This is a genomic window from Pseudomonas sp. CP4 (assembly GCF_047758505.1).
Classification (GTDB): Bacteria; Pseudomonadota; Gammaproteobacteria; order Pseudomonadales; family Pseudomonadaceae; genus Aquipseudomonas; species Aquipseudomonas fluorescens_AO.
The window spans coordinates 2,525,493-2,541,565 of sequence record NZ_CP180489.1 but is presented as its reverse complement, the minus strand read 5'-3'; the positions used below and the strand labels follow the sequence as shown (position 1 = coordinate 2,541,565).

Below are 16,073 nucleotides of genomic sequence, written 5' to 3'. Positions count from 1 at the left end.
TCGCTCCCACAGGTTTCGGTGTTGAACGAATGATCTTCAACCAGGCATAAATCCCTGTGGGAGTGGGCTTGCCCCCGAAGGCGGCGGTACATTCAACATCTTGATTGCCTGAGCTGGCGCTTTTGCGAGCAAGCTCGCTCCCACAGGGTTCGGTGTTGAACCGATGGCCTCGGCCCAGCGCAAATCCCTGTGGGAGTGGGCTTGCCCACGAAGGCGGCGGTACATTCAACATCTTGATTGCCTGAGCTGACGCTTTCGCGAGCAAGCTCGCTCCCACAGGGTTCGGTGTTGAACGAATGATCTTCAACCAGGCATAAATCCCTGTGGGAGTGGGCTTGCCCACGAAGGCGGCGGTACATTCAGCATCGTGATTGCCTGATCTGGCGCTTTCGCGAGCAGGCTCGCTCCCACAGGGTTCGGTGTTGAACGAATGATCTTGAACCCGGCATAAATCCCTGTGGGAGTGAGCTTGCTCACGAAGGCGGCGGCACATTCAACATTTTGATTGCCTGATCTGGCGCTTTCGCGAGCAAGCTCGCTCCCACAGGTTTCGGTGTTGAACGAATGATCTTCAACCCGGCATAAATCCCTGTGGGAGTGGGCTTGCCCACGAAGGCGTCGGTACATTCAGCATCGTGATTGCCTGATCTGGCGCTTTCGCGATCAGGCTCGCTCCCACAGGGTTCGGTGTTGAACGAATGATCTTCAACCCTGCACAAATCCCTGTGGGAGTGAGCTTGCTCACGAAGGCGGCAGTACATTCAACATTTTGATTGCCTGATCCTGGCGCTTTCGCGAGCAGGCTCGCTCCCACAGTGTTCGGTGTTGAACCGACGGTCTCGGCCCAGCGTAGATTCCTGTGGGAGTGGGCTTGCCCACGAAGGCGTCGGTACATTCAGCATCTTGATTGCCTGAGCTGACGCTTTCGCGGGCAAGCTCGCTCCCACAGGGTTCGGTGTTGAACGAATGATCTTGAACCCTGCACAAATCCCTGTGGGAGTGGGCTTGCCCACGAAGGCGGCCGTACATTCAGCATCTTGATTGCCAGACCTGACGCTTTCGCGAGCAAGCTCGCTCCCACAGGGTTCGGTGTTGAACCGAGGGCCTCGGCCCAGCGCAGAATCCTGTGGGAGTGGGCTTGCCCACGAAGGCGGCGGTACATTCAGCATCGTGATTGCCTGATCTGGCGCTTTCGCGAGCAAGCTCGCTCCCACAGTGTTCGGTGTCGAACCGATGGCCTCGGCCCAGCGCAGATTCCTGTGGGAGTGGGCTTGCCCACGAAGGCGGCGGTACATTCAGCATCGTGATTGCCTGATCTGGCGCTTTCGCGAGCAATCTCGCTCCCACAGGGTTCGGTGTTGAACGAATGATCTTGAACCCTGCACAAATCCATGTGGGAGTGGGCTTGCCCACGAAGGCGGCGGTGCATCCAACATCTTGATTGCCTGATCTGGCGCTTTCGCGAGCAGGCTCGCTCCCACAGTGGGCGGTAGCCCTCTAAATGACGCGGCGCCAGCGCGCTTGCTCCACCGTGTCTACACTCCTTTTTACCAACGCAGGTAGCTCGCCACTGCGCCGGCAAAGGAGTGCGCCATGTCGCCAGGATCGCAAGGCAACGGCCCGGCCCGGCAACGCGGGGCGATCGGCTTGATGGCGGCTGCCACCCTGAGTCTGGCGCTGGTGATGATGTTGCTGGTGGTCGACAGCGGTCGCCTGTACATGGAACAGCGCAAATTGCAGCGGGTGGTGGATACCGCCGCCCTCGAAGCGGTCAGTCGCGGCGGCAATTGCCTGCCCGGGCTGAGCGCCGCCAGTTATGCCGGGCAAAGTGCGCTGCGCAATGGTTACGTGGTGGATGCCGCCAATACACTCGCGACCACCTGCGGCACATTGGCCACCGCTGCCAGCGGTATGCGCAGTTTCACTGTCGATGCCACGCAATCAAGCGCAGTCAAAGTCGCCGCCAGTCGTACGGTCACCAGCAGTTTTGCTGGTGGTGTGCGGGCGTTGCTCAGCGCTACACCGGTCAGCCTCAACACCACACTCAATGCTTCGGCAGTTGCCGCGAAACCGCAGCCGACCGTCGCCCAACTGAATATTCGCAGCACCCTCGCCAGCATCGACACGGCGCAGTCGAACATCCTCAACCCGCTGTTTTCCGGGCTACTCGGCGGCAACGTCAACCTCACGGCGGTGGGCTGGGACGGCTTGCTGCACACCGATATCAACCTGCTCAAATACCTCGATCAACTGGCAATCAACCTCAATGTCGGCGCCGGCAATTACACCCAGTTGCTCAACACCCAGGCAACGGTGACGCAGCTGATCCAGGCCGCCGCAACGGTGGTGCAACTCAACGGCGCGACTGCGCAAGTGGTCACCGCGCTGGGCCAGTTGCAGGCCGCCGCCATCAATGCGGCGCCGGTCAGACTCGGCGAGATCCTGCAGCTGCAAACCGGCACCACGGCGGCGGGGCTGGATGCCAACCTGCAATTGCTGCAACTGGTGCAAGGCGTGGTGCAACTGGCCAACAGCAAGAGCGCGGTGGCGGCGACCTTGCCGGTCAACGTGCTGGGGCTGGCCGGTGTCACGGTGCGGGTGAAGGTGATCGAGCCGCCGCAGTTCTCGGCGATTGGCGACCCGGCGCGGGCCAAGGCCGATCCGTTGGGACCGGACCGGATTTATGTGCGCACCGCGCAGGTGCGCACGTTGTTGTCGGTGAATTTGCCGGTGCTCTCGGGGGTGACGGGGCTGACGAATGCGGTGCTGGGCCTGGTCGGTACGCTGACGCCGACGCTCAATGCACTGTTGAGCCTGAATCTGGTGGACACCCTCAATTCCATGTTCTGCCTGTTGGGCGCCGGTTGCCAACAGCTCGATCCGAAGCTGCTGCCCTCACCGCGGATCGATATCGCGCTGGATGCCGGCGGGGCGAAAAGCTATGTCACCGATTACCGTTGTCCGACCGGCGACAGCGGCAGCAAAAGCCTGACCGCCGCCGCCACAACCTCTCTGGCTGATCTCAAACTCGGCAAGATCGATCCCATCGCAGCGTTCTCTTCAGTTGCTGAACCAACGGTGGCGCCGCTGCCGCTGGTCGATCTCGGCATCATCACCTGCCACAAGATTCTCGGCATCGGCAGTTGCGATGCCGCCTCCCACGTCCAGTACGGCGCCGGCGGCATCGCCCTGAAACTCGACACCAGCGTCGCGCAGACCACGCAAAATCTGCTGTTCTCCAGCACCACACCCTTCGCCACCCCGGCCAATCTAAACCGGCCGCCGAGCCTGCTGTCCGCCGCGCCGACCAGCAACATCGTCGGCAGCCTGGCGAACACCCTGTCGGGCATCAACCTGATCGTCTACAAACCTGTGGGCAGCAATCCGCTGGGCGCCATCGTCACCGGTGTGGCCTCGTTGATCAGCGATGTCAGCAACCGCTTGTTGCCGGTGGTCACCGGTTTGATCAGCCCATTGCTCGATCCACTGTTGAACAATCTGCTCAAAGGCCTGGGCATCAATCTGATGAACACCGAGGTGGGCGCCAACATGACCTGCGGGCAGACCGGCAAGGCCTATCTGGTGATCTGATCATCCGTGGCGATCGGCAATTCGATGCAGAACCGTGCGCCCTCCGTGGAGTTGCGCACGCTCAATTGCCCGCCCATGTTGGCGATGATGCCGTAGCTCACCGACAAGCCCAAGCCGGTGCCGACGCCGATCGGCTTGGTGGTGAAGAACGGCTCGAAGATCCGCTCCAGCAAACGCGGATCGATACCGCCGCCATTGTCCTCGACCCACAGCCGCACGCTTTCCTCGTCGCGCTCGGCGTAGATCGAAATCCACGGCTTGAACGTTGAGTCGCCCTCGCGTTTGCCGAGCAGGGCGTCGCGGGCGTTGACCATCAGATTGATCAGCACCTGCTCCAACTGATCGATGTGGCCGCGCACCTGCGCTTCGAAACCGGTCTCGCTGATGCGCAGGTCGACACCTTTACCGCGCATGCCATCGGCCAGCAGCGACAGGGTGCCTTCGATGGCTTGGGCCGGGTTGAACAACTGTTGTTCGATTTCCGAGCGCCGACCGAATACGCGCATGTGGTCGACGACTTTCGCCGCGCGTTGCACCTGAGCGTCGATGCGGTTGAGTTTTTCGGTCAGGTAATCGACCTGCACATCACCGTTGCCGAGGCGCTTGAGCACGTTGACGATGGCCATGCGCATGACGTTCAGCGGTTGATTGATCTCGTGGGCGAGGCCGGTGGCCATTTCGCCGAGGGTGGCCATTTTCGCGCTTTGCGTGAGTTGCTGTTGCGAGCGGCGCACCTCGGTGTTGTCGCGGCCCACCGCCTGCACTTCGATCAACTGTCCCTGCTCATCGAACACGCCGCGATCCGACCAGACCCACCAGGCGTGTTCGCGTCCGGGCAATTGCAGGCTGATTTCCGCTGTACTCACTGGCTGTTCCGGCGTCAGTTGGCTCAGACGCTGCACAAAAGCGCCGCGCTGTTCCTCGGACATCCAGCCGCCCAGAACAACCCCGGGCAGTTGTTCCGGGGTGCATTCCAGATAAGTTGCCAACGGTCGGTTGCCGAAGATCAGCGTCAGATCCGGGCGATAACGGCAGATCATCGCCGGCGAATCCTCGACCAGAATCCGGTAGCGCTCTTCGCTCTGGCGGACCTGCTCGGCAGCAAGCGTTGCGTCGGTGACGTCCAGCCACAAGCCCACCGCCTCGACCGGCAGGCCGAGATCGTTGCGCAGCAGTTTTGCCTCATCGAGCAGCCAGTGGTACTCGCCACGGCGGTCACGCAAGCGATAACGCGCACGCACCGAGCCTTCGCGCAGCAACTGGCGGTTGCGCTGGAAATACAGTTCACGGTCGTCGGGATGGACGTGCTCGACCAGTGTTGCTGCATCGCAATCTTCCAGCGTCCAGCCCAGCAAGGGTTGCAGGCTGGCGCTGAAAAATTCGGGAACCAGCGCGCCTTCTGCATAGCGCTGCACGTAGATCACTGCCGGCGAACTGGCGACCAGATTATCCAGCCGCGCATGGGCTGCGGCGGCGCGCTGTTGTTGATTCTGGATGTCGCTGATGTCGAGCATGAACCCGACCAGACGCCGGTGTTCACCCGTGCCACTGACCTGGCCCTGAATCCGATACCACGTCGCGGTTGCGCCGACCTCCGCCTGATGCAGGCGCACGCTCAGGGTCAGCGCTTCGCCCTGCAACTGCAGGGCGCGCAAACGGCTGCGCAACTCGTCGCGGTCGGCGGGATGAAACAGCGACAGCCAGTCTCTTACCGGCAGCAGGCGATCGCTGAGATTCAGTGCCGAAGCCAGCGACGGCGCCAGTGCAATCTGCTCTTCGGCACTGATTTCCCACCAGCCGGTGCCGAGCAGGTTTTGCAGGGAATCCAGGCGCTCCATAGATTGCACATGGCGCTGCTCGCGCAAGCGGCTGAGCAACGGCCCGGCCAGTGCGCCGGCGAGGGTCAGCCAGTCGCGATCGCTCAGCCACGGCGCCATAGTGTCGACCGTGTAAAACCCGCAAAGCAGCCACGCGACCACGCCTTGATCATTGCTGTAGGGCACGGCGAAACCATCGGCATTGCCGAACGTGGCCTGCAATCGCGAATGTTCATAGCGACCCTGCGGGCCGGCGAGGCGTTGCGGCGCGCTGCCGTTGAGGCTGTCCAGCGGCGTGCCCAATGGCTGACCGTCCTCCCACAATTGTGGAGCATCATGGCCACGAAACTGTTGATGAATCTGCCAGCCCTGAGCCTGTTCATCGAGCACGGCCACGGCCAGGCAGGGGATATGCCAGCGCTGGGCGATCGCCTGCAATTGTTCGCCGAGCACCGTCGGCAGGCGCGTCAGGCTGCACGTGCGCAGATGATCACTGACCTGCGCGGCGAGAGTCTGGCAGGCATCGCGGTCGTGCGATTGCTGACGTTCGAGCAACAGGTCAGCGATGTCGAGCAGTTGCAGCAGCCAGCCATCACCCAGCGGCTGCACCCAACCACGCAGGTGCAGCGGCTGATCATTCACGCCGGGGAAGTCGAGATCGAGCAATTGCCCGTGCCAGTCTCGCGGCTGACCTTCAATGGTCAACAGGCTTTGTGGCAGCAGATAGGCGCTGAGTGGCAGCGGTTGTCCGTGAGGTTTGGGCTGGGCAAGCAAATGCCGCAGCGGGCCGGCGATCTGCAACACCTCGCCGTCGCCATTCAAATACAGATGCAGGCCGGTGGGCGGCGCGCCGAGGTGGTCCGGCAGCTCAAGAACAGCGCTGGGGGCACGCTTGAGCAAACGGCCGAAGAGCTTATCGCCGGCGGTCAAAATTGCAGGCTCGAGCGGGCGGTCAGGTGCGTGGGCAGATTGGGCACCGTGCCAAGCCCCGGCAGCACCAGAAACGGCATGATCTGGTTGAGCTTGCTCACCGGGTAATTGACGCTGACGGTCAGGGTGCCAGTCGCCGCGTCGTACGCCGCGCTGGTGTCGCTCCCGACCACCAGATTCAAGGCCGAGGGCAGCCATTGCAGTTGCTGGGTCAGCGCGGCATTGGCGGTGTTGACCAGCACCGTCGAATAGTTCGGCGTGGTCGGGTCGACCGCAACGCTGCGGCGCACCGCCTCAGCGGTGGCCTGGTTGAACGATTGCATCATCACGAAGGGCAGGCCGTAGCTGACCAGCCCGTAAAACACTGCGAAAAAGATGATGAACACCAAGGCGAATTCGATCGCCACCGCACCTTTTTGCGACCTGCGAAAGCCGTTTTTCATGCGTGCGTCTACCCTGACAGTCACTGCGTAGTATCAGCATAGAATCAATCAGCCAAAACGGACGGCTTTCAGCGGATGCAGATTTCACTTGTTCTGATCTGGCTGGCGATCTGCGCCGCGCAAGATGCCCGGCAGCGGCGTATTTCCAACGCATTGACGTTGGGCGTCGGCGCGCTGGCGCTGGTCTGGTTGCTGGCGACCGGCAGCACCTGGTTGGGCGCCGACGCGGCGCAAGGTGGATGGGCCTGCCTGATTGCTTTGCTGCTGACGATGCCCGGTTACGCCTTGGGACGCATGGGCGCCGGCGATGTGAAATTAATGACAGCCCTGGCTCTTGCGACGAACGGCATATTCGTTCTTGGCGCGTTTATCGGTGCTGGAGTAGCCAGCGTGATTTGGCTGCTGCTTGCGCCAAAAGTCTGGCCCCATATCGGTCAAGGGCTTAGAGAGCACGTACGCCATCTCGCTCCGGACAAGTCAAAAAAGCTGCCATTTGCGCCGTTCGTGTGGATAGGTGTAGTGCTCTCGCTGTACTGGATCACCTGATCGCGGGGTGCCACTAGTCCTATGTACATAGTCGGAAAGTGGGTCTACTTTCAATTCAGGCGAATACGCCACCAAAGTGCAGGAATCGTCAGCGTTGGCCCGAGCAAATGGAGTGGTTCGTGAACAAGCCTAGTGCGGTAAAAGTCCTCGTGGTCGATGATCAACCGCTGATCGTCGAAGAACTCTGTGAGTTTCTTGAGAGCAGTGGCTACCGTTGCGTGCCGTGCGAGTCGAGTCTCGAAGCCATCGAGCTGTTCAGGGCTGACCCGGACATTGGTCTGGTGCTGAGTGATTTGCACATGCCGGACATGGACGGCATCGAGTTGATCCAGGCGTTGCAGCGGCTGGCCGGCAAACAGCGGGTGTTCGAGGCGATCATGCTCACCGGGCGCGCGGACAAGCAGGATGTGATCAAGGCGTTGCGTGCGGGGATCGCCGATTACTATCAGAAGCCGATTGAGCTGGCAGAGTTGCTCGAGGGTGTGCAGCGCCAGGAGTTGGCTTTGCAGGAACGACAGAAGAATCTGCATCTGGGGCATTTGAATCAAAAGTTGCAGTTTTTGTCCGAGTCGATTGATGACCTTTTTCAGGATCTGGACAAGGTGCGGCGCTCGCCTGCGCCGGTGGTGAGTGAGGGCGAGTCTGAGTCTGGCGAGATGCCGGCGGTGTTCAGTCAGTTATCGCCCCGACAATTGGATGTGGCGCGGTTGGTGGGCAAGGGGCAGACCAATTATCAGATTGCCTGTGAGTTGGGGATTACCGAGAACACGGTGAAGCTGTATGTGTCGCAGGTGTTGCGGTTGACGCATATGCATAATCGGACGCAGTTGGCTTTGGCGCTTTCTCCTGGTAGTTCGGCGGGGCGGCAGCGGGTTACTGCGCATTGACTTGGCGGCCTTTGGGCCGACCATGTTCTGGTTGGATTGCGTGAATATCCGTTTCTTCGGGTGTTGCGGCTGGCGGTTTCGCCCTTACGGCGAGTCACTTTTTCAAACGCCAAAAAGTAACCAAAAGGCTGTGCCCTGACGTTCGGCCCCTCGCTGGGGCTCGGGGTTCCTTCGCTCCGGGATCGATCCTGGCGCAGCGGCTCCGGTTTGCTTCGCTGCACCTCCTTCCGCTGTGTCTGGCTGCGCCAGACGGTCGCTGCGCTCCCACGCCCGGATCAATCCCTCCACTCAGCCTGCCGACGGGCTCCAAGATCAAAATCTACTCGAGCTTGCGCTCATTGTTGAGTGGTGCGGCTTCGCCGCGGGCAGCTGCGCAGCTTTTGCTTTCTGTGGGAGCGAGCCTGCTCGCGAAGGCGGCCTGACAGCCGACCTGTTTTTGAGTCTTACGCGATCCAACTGTAGGAGCTGCCGAAGGCTGCGATCTTTTGATTTTGATTTTGCTGTTCTGTAGGAGTGAGCCTGCTCGCGATGAGGCCAGTCGGTCCGCCGATAACTCGAAGTCGTTTAAATCTGTTTCAAAATAACCAGAACCTTCCCACAAGGTTTTCAGGTTGTCCGTCGGACGTCGGGTCACTAGTCTCTGGCTGTCGCTGACAACTCAGCGGCCAGGTGTGGAAACCTGAAATTCAAGTAGTTGCTTTGCATTGCTACCGTAATCGTTGTCGGCGTGTTCGTTCGTCTGCAAACTGTGTCGCGGCGGCTGTGCGTGGGCAGACTTTGGTCTGGCCGGTTGCCTACTTATCGGTTTTCCACCCTGCGTACAGCTGCCACCTTTTGTCGTGTGGAAACGACAGAAGAGGGCGTCACAGCCAAGTAGGAGTTCTCATGGACAAACTCATCCCAGACCCACCCCCATCCCCCACCACCCCGCTCGAAGACGCCATGCGCGCCGACGATCTGGTGAAAAACCGCGAAGCGATAAAACGCGCGCTCGATTTCTATCTCTGCCCCGAACCCGCAAAACCGCACCCGCCCAGCACGCTGTTCATGGTGGTGCCCAATGTCGATACCGAAAGCCTGTTGGCGCATGCCTGTGAGTCGCTGGCGTCAGCGAGTGCGATGGCGAGCAATTTCGCTGGTGAACTGAGCGGGTTTCAGCGCAGCACGGCGTTGGCGATTCAGCAGATTGTCATGCTGGCCGAGCTGGCCGTGAATAGGGCGCTGGATCGGGTTGATCCGCAGACCTGAAACCGCGTTATCGTTCTTCGCGAGCAGGCTCGCTCCCACAGGGGAAATGCATTGCAAACTGTGGGAGCGAGCCTGCTCGCGAAGGGGCCTTCAAGGGCACCACCAGACTAATTCTTGCTCTCGATCTTCCCGCCCGCATCCGGATCGTAAAAATCCGGGATCTCGTATTGGTATTTCTTCAACCAGCGCTGCATCGCCAGTTCGCGTTCGGTGGCTGTTGCACTCTGAGGTTTCGGCGAGGCGGCTTTGTTGCGGCTTTGCAGGACCAGCCAGCCTTCGGTTTCCTGTTGCTGCGCTGAGGCCGGGCCGGTGTCGATGGCGTGGGCGCTGAGGGGCAGGGTGAGCAGGGTCAGGTAGCACAGGCCTTTGCGGATGGTCATGGCTGTCTCCTATTCGAGCGTCGGCGGTAGCGGGTCGATGAAGGCGGCGACGCGGTCGCCGGGTGTGGCTTTGGCGTGGGTCGGGGCTTTGAGTTTTTCCGCGCGTTGCTGCGCTTCGGTGAATTGTTCCGGGGTCAGTTTCGAGCGGCTGACGATTTCCGCGGCTTGCGGCCAGTCGTTCTGGTAGAGCAGCAGGGTGACCATGTTCAGCGTCGCCAGTTGATTGTTCTGGCTCAGCTCGATGGCGGTGAGGAATTCGAATTTCGCTTCGTTGAGGCGCAGTTGGTTGAGGTAGACCACGCCGAGGTCATTGCGGATTTTTTCGTCGGTGGGCGCCAGGCGCGCGGCGCGTTGCAGGTGGGCCTGGGCCTGGCCGTTGTCGCCACGGGCGGCGTAGACCTGGCCCAGGCCATGTTCGGCCTGGGCGGTGAGGCAGCCGCCGAGCAGGCTGCGGTAGAGCGGCTCGGCTTCGCTGCGACCGAGCAGGCGATAGACCTTGGCTTTGCGCAGGCGCACTTCGCTGAGGTTGTCCGGCAGGCTTTGCAGATTGGCCAGGCTGGCGTGGAGCTTGCCGTCGCTGGCCAGATCATCGGCGAGGTTCAGCGACAGTTCCTGCTCCGACGTGAGTTTGCTGCAGCTGGACGGCGACAGCAGCGAGGTCCACGGCGCCTGGCCATCCGTGGCGCAGCCGCTGAGCAGCAACAGACTTGCCATGACTATCAGTACTTTCATCTAGCGCTCTCCATGAGCCAAGGTCAGTTTGCGAAGGCGCGGGCGATGGCGGTGAAGCCCGGGCCGGCCAGTACGATCAGCAGGGCGGGAAACAGAAACAGCATCATCACCACCGACATCTTCGCGGACATTTTCGAGATGTATTCCTGCAGCCGGGTCAGGCGTCGGTCGTCCAGTAATAGCTTGAGCGCCAGCAGTGATTTCATCGCACCGCCGCCCTGGTGGATCAGTTGCTGGAGGATCACGCAGGTGTCGGTGAATTCGTCCACCGCGAGCATCACCGCGGTCTTGTTCAGCTCCTGACCCAGCTCCAGACCCGAGTCGACGCGGCTGAGGATCAGGCGCAGTTCGCTGGTCAGCTCCGGCAGCAGTTTCTGCGCTTCGACGCTGAGCACACGCAGCGCTTGTTCCACGGCCATGCCGGATTCGAAGAGGATGCGCAGCAGCGGAATGAACGTGGAGATTTCCACGGCGATGGTTTTCTGCCGGCGGGCGGCGGCGTAGGCGAGCAGGCGTTTGGGCAGCAGATAGCCGCCGCCCGCAGCGAACATCGGCGCCATCCAGCGGTGGCTGGTCTGCGGGAAAAACACTTCCTGCAAAAAGATCGCCAGCCCCAGAGCGAGCAGCGGCGTGCCGATCTGGCAGGCGGCGAAGAGCGCGCGTTCGTTGGCGCGGCGCCAGCTGAGGCGGCCGAGCAGGGTCTGGGTTTCGCTGTCGATGCTCACCGAGCCGCGGCCGAAACGGCTGTTGCCCAGCGCGCGCAGCCAGTGGCCGAAACGGTTCTCCCGGACCAATTGGCCGTGCAAGCGCTGATGCACCTGTCGCACGCGGCGGCGCTCGGTGAGCAGGTGATTGCCCACCAATAACAGCGAACCGAGGAGCAACAGCAACGCCGCGAGCCAGACCATCTCAAACGCTCCGCAACATGCGCCACAGCGCCAGACTGCCGAGCACCTGCAACGCGGCGGCGCTGAGCAGCATGGTCTGGCCGCTTTCGTCGTGCCACATACCGAGCACGTAGCCGGGGTTGGTCAGCATGAAGTAGCTCACCAGAATCAGCGGCAGCAAACCCAAAACCCAAGCGGTCATACGTGTTTCCCCGGTCAACGCGCGCAACTGCCGCGCGCCCTGATCGCGCTCGCGGATCAGTTTGATCAGGTTCTCCAGCAGTTCACTGGCGTTGCCGCCGTAGCGGTGATTGACCTTCAGGCCGAGGGCGAACATGCGCAGTTCGTCCTGCTCGTAGAGTTCGGCGAAATCGCTGACCGCATCGGGCAGGTTCACCCCCAGTTGCACGTTGCGCTGCACCCGGCCCATGGCTGCTTTCAAGGGATCTTCACTGGCCTCGATGCCGCCCAGCACCGCATCGCTGAGCGTGCGCCCCGACTTGAGGCTGCGCACGGTGTGGTCGAGCAATTGCGGCAGTTGCTCGATCATGCGGCGGATCCTCCGCCGGTAACGAATGGCGATGTACAGCCGCAACGCCACGGGCGGGACGATCAACATGATCAGCAACCCAACCCAGCTCCCGAGCAGGAATCCCAGGCCCATCGCCGCCGCCCACAGGCTCAGCCACAGGCCGAAACGCTCGCTCGGCCGACCCAGTCCTGCACGCAGAAACATGCGCTCCAGCCCCACCCACCTGGTCTGCTCGACGGCCAATTGCGGTTGCCCCGCAGCGAGTCGATTGAGGACTCTCTCCGTCGCGGTCTTGCGCAGGCCTTGCAGGAACAGATAGATCGACAGCCCGAGCAGCATCAGGCAAATGGCGATGAGAATGATCGGTCCCAGCATCTGCGTGCTCCTCGCCGTCAGCCCAGGTGAGCGTCGTGGCGCAGCTTGTCGCCGGCCGGGTTGAGCGCTTCGCGGGCGAAGCCGAAACCTGTGCGGCGGTCGAGGCGGAACAGAGTGTTGGTGACGTAGACGTCCTCGCGAATGCCGACCACTTCCACCACTTCACTGACGCAGCGCCGGCCATCGGGCAGGCGTGTCAGTTGAATGATCACGTCGAGGGCGGCGCAGATCATCTGGCGCAAGGTACGTTCGGCGATCGAGCGCCCGGTCAGGCCGACCAACGTCTCCAGACGCAGCAACGCGTCCTGCGCATTGTTGGCGTGCACGGTGCTCATCGAACCGTCGTGGCCGGTGTTCATCGCGGTGAGCACGTCGACCACTTCGACGCCACGGATCTCGCCAAGAATGATCCGGTCGGGACGCATGCGCAGGGCGTTGCGAATCAGGTCGCTGGCCTTGACCTCGCCATGCCCCTCGGCATTCGGCGGACGGGTTTCCAGACGCACCACATGCGGATGGCCGAGCTGCAGTTCGGCGACGTCTTCGATGGTCACCAGCCGTTCGTGCGGGTTGATCAACTGGCTGAGGATGTTCAACAGCGTGGTCTTGCCGGTGCCGGTGCCGCCGCTGATGAGGATGTTGCAGCGCCTGCCCACGGCGTTCTGCAGGAATTCGAAAATCGCCAGATCGATGGTTTGCATCGCCATCAAATCGGTGCTTTTGAGCATGTCCTTGCGAAACTTGCGGATCGACAGGCACGGGCCGTCGAGGGCGATCGGCGGGATGATCGCGTTGACCCGGCTGCCATCGGGCAGGCGCGCATCGACCATCGGCGAGGACTCATCGAGGCGGCGCCCGAGCGGCGCAAGGATGCGTTGCATGACCCGCTCGACGTGATGCGCATCGATAAAGCGCAGATCGCTTTGATGCAATACGCCGTCGCGTTCGATGAACACCCGGTGCGGGCCGTTGACCAGAATTTCCGTCACCGACGGGTCGCGCAGCAGGACTTCCAGTGGGCCGAAACCGGTGAGTTCGTCGACGATTTCTTCGCCGAGGCGCTCCATCTCGTAGCGCGAAATCGCCAGGTGCAAACGCGCGATGTATTCGGCGACCTTGTCGGTGACGAACTGCGCCAGTTGCTGGCGTGAACCTTCCAGCAGGTTTTTTCCCGACTCCTCGATAGCGTCGATGATGTAGCGGTGCAGGACCAGTTTCAGGCCTTCGTGATCGCTGTTGCCGATCGCTCCGCGTGGCGTCGCGCCAAAGAGTTTTTCTGCGCTCATGAGTTACCTCGCAGACGGTCGAACCAGGTGACTTTCGGTTTGCTCAGGCCCTCGGAACGCTTGGCCAGACGCTCGCCGAGGGCGCGCAGGCTCTGGGTAAGTTTCTCCCGGGGCGCCAGTTCGAACAGACTCACGCCCTGGTTTTTCGCGTTCAGGCGCACGTCGGGACTGAAGGCCAGCACGGCGATGACTTCCAGATTGAAGGTCTTGCCCAGGGTCTCGGCATCCGGCGCGACATTGCTCAGGTAGCGATCAATCAGCAAGCGCCCGTGCTCGAGTTTCATGCCTTTCTCGCGCCACTGGTTGAGCACGGCGAGGTTGCGTCGGCAATTGAGCACGTTCTGGTCGGTGTACCAGAGCAGTTTGTCGCAATGGCTGACGAAGGTGCGCAACGCCTCACTGTCGGCCTGCCCGGTGAGGTTCACGACAATGTGCTGGAAGTGCTGGCGCAAGGCGCTGAGCAGCATGTACAGCTCGGCGGCACTGGTGGTTTCCAGCGGTTCGTCAGTGTTGGCGTAGGCAAGAATGCGCAGGCCGTGGTCGGCACTGGTGAAAGCACTGTCGATCAGCGTCGCGTCGAGCCGGCGCAAATGACGCAGGGCATCGCCGAAGTGAAACGAACTCTCCAGCCCCAACAACGCCAGGCTGTCGCCACGGGGCAGGCCAAGGTCGAGCAGCAAGGTTTGCTGGCCGCTCTTCTGCACCACCATGGCCATGTGATTGGCGAGCAAGGCACCGTCGGAACTGCTCTGCACGCCGTACATCACGGTAAGCCCGCCGAGCTGTGTGTTGGGAGTGACGGCAGGCAGGCGTTTGCCCAAGCGCCGCACCAGTCCGGCAACTTCGCTTGAGCGCGAGCCATAGGCAACGAAATCCCGCGCACCGGCGCGCATCGCATTCAGCACAAGCTGATTGTCCATGCCGTCGCCGAGAGCAACGATCGCCAGCATCGGCTTGGCTTCCAGCGCACCTTCGATCAGCGCGCTCTGCGCGACGACGTGCTCGCGGTCGAGACCGACGAAGACCAGATTGGCGAACGTTACATCGACCAGTGCGAGCAATTCGTCGAGGCTGCCGGCACCGGCGCTGATGACCTGGCCGAGTGGCGCGAGGGCGCTTTGCAGCCATTCCAGATCGGTGCTGTTGCGGGTGATGGCGAGGAAGGTTTGACTGAGATTCTGGTTCATTGCGACAACCCGCTGCGCTTGTCGAAGTTACCGTTCTCGAGGAAGAACATGCGATAGAAATTCGGGTCGTAATTGCGCAGTTTCTCCCCCGGCAACGACGGCAGTCGCGCGTCCGCCGCCAATGGCTGGACCAGGTGCGGGGTGACGATCATCAGCAGTTCGCGCTCTTCGCGTTTGATCTGCGAACCCTTGAAAAAGGCCCCGAGTATGGGAATGTCGCCCAGGCCGGGAAACTTATTCACTTGCGAACTGTTGGTGGTGCTGATCAAACCGCTGATGACGAAACTCTCGCCATCACCCAGCGACACGCTGGTGTCGGTGCGGCGGATGGTCAGCGCCGGAACGGTGGTGCCGGCGATGTTCACCGCGTTGGCAAAATCCAGTTCGCTGACCTCCGGGGCGACCTTCAGCGCGATGCGGTCGCGGCCGATGATGGTTGGCGTCAGGGTCAGGCGGATGCCGAATTCCTTGTATTCGATCGACACGCTGTCGCTGCCGGAACTGGGCACCGGAATCGGGATTTCCCCGCCGGCCAGGAAGCTCGCACTCTGCCCGTTCAACGCCACCAGACTCGGCCGCGCCAAGGTGTAGGCGAAGCCGCTGGTTTCCAGGGCGTTGATGATCGCCATGGTCTTGCCGCCGACCCAGGAGAAATTGAACAGTGAGTTATCCACCGGCAGGCGCGGCTGCGGCACGCCGTCGATCGGTGGCAGCGTGCCGGGCGAACCGAACAGGAAATTGCCGCGCGTGCCGATCAGCGACGCCGTGGCTTCCTTGAGTTTGGTGCGGCTGACTTCGACGAAGCGGATGTCGGTCTGCACTTGCGACGGCAGCGTCGGATCGTCCGACGGCACGCTGCTGGTCAGCGCCGTGGTCGCCGCGCCCTGGACGAAGACCATGGCTTGCTGCGGCTGCGCCGAGCAGGCGGTCCAGACCATCAGGCTGGTCGCGCCGGGGCCGACGCCCGTGAGCAAGAAGGACGAGCCGCCATTGGCATGCACGTCGGCAATTTTCGGGTCGCCGACCGCCAGCCGAGTGATTGCCACCGGTGACTGCATGTCCTGCTGGAAGCCTTCACCGATCTCGATCACCGAGGGCAGGCGCGGCAGTGCCGAGCAATTACCCACCGCCGCGAAGGCGCTGTCCATCGTCAATCCCAACAACAGCAAGGCCCGGAGCGCCGGTTTCAATGTCGGTCTGAGTCGACTCTGCATGCACGTGAATCCTTGCGC

Annotated in this window: 13 protein-coding genes; 4 read left to right on the top strand and 9 right to left on the bottom strand. The window is 61.8% G+C overall.

Annotated elements, in window-relative coordinates; genetic code table 11:
* Positions 1-1,593: 1,593 nt before the first annotated feature.
* Entirely contained in the window at positions 1,594-3,591 is a 1,998-nt protein-coding gene (locus ACMYUN_RS11375; RefSeq protein WP_415763738.1) for a pilus assembly protein TadG-related protein, read from the top strand.
* On the opposite strand, the gene ACMYUN_RS11370 is transcribed toward ACMYUN_RS11375, so the two are convergent.
* A complete protein-coding gene (locus ACMYUN_RS11370; protein WP_415763737.1) occupies positions 3,576-6,338 on the bottom strand; it encodes an ATP-binding protein in 2,763 nt (920 codons plus the stop codon). The genes ACMYUN_RS11375 and ACMYUN_RS11370 overlap by 16 nt on opposite strands.
* Positions 6,335-6,781: a TadE/TadG family type IV pilus assembly protein gene (locus ACMYUN_RS11365; protein WP_415763736.1), complete on the bottom strand. Its 447-nt coding sequence runs from the start codon at positions 6,779-6,781 to the stop codon at positions 6,335-6,337. Before ACMYUN_RS11365 ends, ACMYUN_RS11370 begins: the two co-directional genes overlap by 4 nt.
* A gap of 75 nt (positions 6,782-6,856) precedes the next feature.
* On the opposite strand from ACMYUN_RS11365, the gene ACMYUN_RS11360 reads away from it, so the two are divergent.
* The 3 genes from ACMYUN_RS11360 (at position 6,857) to ACMYUN_RS11350 (ending at position 9,462) form a co-directional block, all read left to right on the top strand.
* Positions 6,857-7,327 carry an A24 family peptidase gene (locus ACMYUN_RS11360; RefSeq protein ID WP_415763735.1) on the top strand — a complete coding sequence of 157 codons (471 nt, stop codon included), beginning with the start codon at positions 6,857-6,859 and terminating at the stop codon, positions 7,325-7,327.
* A 119-nt stretch (positions 7,328-7,446) separates the two neighbouring features.
* Complete coding sequence (locus tag ACMYUN_RS11355) at positions 7,447-8,214, top strand: response regulator (RefSeq protein WP_415763734.1); 768 nt, start codon at positions 7,447-7,449, stop codon at positions 8,212-8,214.
* 885 nt (positions 8,215-9,099) lie between these two features.
* A complete protein-coding gene (locus ACMYUN_RS11350) occupies positions 9,100-9,462 on the top strand; it encodes a DUF6124 family protein (protein WP_076565574.1) in 363 nt (120 codons plus the stop codon).
* A 107-nt stretch (positions 9,463-9,569) separates the two neighbouring features.
* On the opposite strand, the gene ACMYUN_RS11345 is transcribed toward ACMYUN_RS11350, so the two are convergent.
* Genes ACMYUN_RS11345 through ACMYUN_RS11315 form a run of 7 tightly spaced genes read right to left on the bottom strand, consistent with a single transcriptional unit; the run spans position 9,570 to position 16,055 of the window.
* The gene (locus ACMYUN_RS11345; RefSeq protein ID WP_110647083.1) at positions 9,570-9,842 is read right to left on the bottom strand and encodes a DUF3613 domain-containing protein; all 273 of its coding nucleotides are present in this window, start codon (positions 9,840-9,842) and stop codon (positions 9,570-9,572) included.
* Between the two features lie 9 nt (positions 9,843-9,851).
* Positions 9,852-10,574, bottom strand: coding sequence for a tetratricopeptide repeat protein (locus ACMYUN_RS11340; RefSeq protein ID WP_186567268.1), 723 nt, complete (start codon positions 10,572-10,574; stop codon positions 9,852-9,854).
* 23 nt (positions 10,575-10,597) lie between these two features.
* Complete coding sequence (locus tag ACMYUN_RS11335) at positions 10,598-11,482, bottom strand: type II secretion system F family protein (RefSeq protein ID WP_415763733.1); 885 nt, start codon at positions 11,480-11,482, stop codon at positions 10,598-10,600.
* 1 nt (position 11,483) lies between these two features.
* Positions 11,484-12,368, bottom strand: a complete 885-nt coding sequence (locus ACMYUN_RS11330; protein WP_415763732.1) for a type II secretion system F family protein — start codon at positions 12,366-12,368, stop codon at positions 11,484-11,486.
* A gap of 17 nt (positions 12,369-12,385) precedes the next feature.
* Positions 12,386-13,654 carry a CpaF family protein gene (locus ACMYUN_RS11325; RefSeq protein ID WP_129998116.1) on the bottom strand — a complete coding sequence of 423 codons (1,269 nt, stop codon included), beginning with the start codon at positions 13,652-13,654 and terminating at the stop codon, positions 12,386-12,388.
* Positions 13,651-14,841 (bottom strand): pilus assembly protein, encoded by a 1,191-nt coding sequence (locus tag ACMYUN_RS11320; protein ID WP_129998115.1) that lies wholly within the window; start codon positions 14,839-14,841, stop codon positions 13,651-13,653. The genes ACMYUN_RS11325 and ACMYUN_RS11320 overlap by 4 nt, the downstream gene beginning before the upstream one ends.
* Positions 14,838-16,055 carry a type II and III secretion system protein family protein gene (locus tag ACMYUN_RS11315; protein ID WP_024011445.1) on the bottom strand — a complete coding sequence of 406 codons (1,218 nt, stop codon included), beginning with the start codon at positions 16,053-16,055 and terminating at the stop codon, positions 14,838-14,840. Before ACMYUN_RS11315 ends, ACMYUN_RS11320 begins: the two co-directional genes overlap by 4 nt.
* Positions 16,056-16,073 lie beyond the last annotated feature (18 nt).